This is a genomic window from Kitasatospora sp. NPDC088391, assembly GCF_044753345.1.
GTDB lineage: Bacteria > Actinomycetota > Actinomycetes > Streptomycetales > Streptomycetaceae > Kitasatospora.
Map to the genome: position 1 here is coordinate 1 of NZ_JBIVNB010000031.1, position 1,030 is coordinate 1,030.

The 1,030-nt window shown below is 56.0% G+C and carries 1 rRNA gene; it reads left to right on the plus strand.

The window, feature by feature from the left end:
- Positions 1-1,028 (plus strand): 23S ribosomal RNA (locus ACIQBJ_RS35265); the annotation flags it as partial.
- Positions 1,029-1,030: the final 2 nt, after the last annotated feature.

Here is a 1,030-nt window from a genome sequence, read left to right on the forward strand (position 1 = left end):
GGCGAAGCTGAGAACTTAAGCGCCAGTAAACGGCGGTGGTAACTATAACCATCCTAAGGTAGCGAAATTCCTTGTCGGGTAAGTTCCGACCTGCACGAATGGCGTAACGACTTCTCGACTGTCTCAACCACAGGCCCGGTGAAATTGCATTACGAGTAAAGATGCTCGTTTCGCGCAGCAGGACGGAAAGACCCCGGGACCTTTACTATAGCTTGATATTGGTGTTCGGTTCGGCTTGTGTAGGATAGGTGGGAGACTGTGAAGCAGCAACGCCAGTTGTTGTGGAGTCGCCGTTGAAATACCACTCTGGTCGTGCTGGATGTCTAACCTGGGTCCGTGATCCGGATCAGGGACAGTGTCTGGTGGGTAGTTTAACTGGGGCGGTTGCCTCCTAAAGAGTAACGGAGGCGCCCAAAGGTTCCCTCAGCCTGGTTGGCAATCAGGTGTTGAGTGTAAGTGCACAAGGGAGCTTGACTGTGAGACTGACGGGTCGAGCAGGTACGAAAGTAGGGACTAGTGATCCGGCGGTGGCTTGTGGAAGCGCCGTCGCTCAACGGATAAAAGGTACCCCGGGGATAACAGGCTGATCTTCCCCAAGAGTCCATATCGACGGGATGGTTTGGCACCTCGATGTCGGCTCGTCGCATCCTGGGGCTGGAGTAGGTCCCAAGGGTTGGGCTGTTCGCCCATTAAAGCGGTACGCGAGCTGGGTTTAGAACGTCGTGAGACAGTTCGGTCCCTATCCGCTGTGCGCGTAGGAGTGTTGAGAAGGGCTGTCCCTAGTACGAGAGGACCGGGACGGACGAACCTCTGGTGTGCCAGTTGTCCTGCCAAGGGCATGGCTGGTTGGCTACGTTCGGGAGGGATAACCGCTGAAAGCATCTAAGCGGGAAGCCTGCTTCGAGATGAGCACTCCCACCTCCTTGAGAGGGTAAGGCTCCCAGTAGACGACTGGGTTGATAGGCCGGATATGGAAGCCTCGTGAGGGGTGGAGTTGACCGGTACTAATAGGCCGAGGGCTTGTCCTCAG